At 41.3% G+C, this 518-nt stretch carries 1 protein-coding gene; it reads left to right on the forward strand.

Annotated elements, in window-relative coordinates:
- Positions 1–100: 100 nt before the first annotated feature.
- Positions 101–518: fumarylacetoacetate hydrolase family protein (locus AC1DUW_RS32205; RefSeq protein WP_477644636.1), on the forward strand; the 418-nt coding region annotated here is incomplete at its 3' end.

Here is a 518-nt window from a genome sequence, read left to right on the forward strand (position 1 = left end):
ATATTGGTGAAGTCTAATACAGGAAGTGACGTAAAAGGCGTCAATCATCATTAATCGAAAAAGGGAGTGACTTACATTGGTAAATGTAAGAATTCGCACAATGCAGCGGCAATATGAAGTGTCTATCCAAGAAGGGGAAGTGATCACAACACCTTTAGATCCCCCCGTAACAGGAACTATATATGGAGCCCTTTTAAATTATAAAGGGGCTCTTGAAGTACTTGGAGATGCGGTTCATAAAGCGCCTTATCAAGGAGCGCCAAAAGCGCCTGTCTTATACATTAAGCCAGCAAATACTTTAATAGGCCATAGGATGGCTATTCCTGTTCCAGATGATTCAGTAGAACTAGAAATGGGTGCGACGCTTGGTGTAGTTATTGGTAAAACAGCAACACGTGTGAAGGAAGAAGAAGCGCTGTCTTATGTTTCTGGCTATACGATTGTTAATGATGTAAGCGTCCCGCACGATAGTATATACAGACCTGCTATTAAACAAAAAGCACGTGATGGTTTTTGTC

The sequence above is a fragment of the Peribacillus sp. P4_C12 genome (assembly GCF_056402095.1).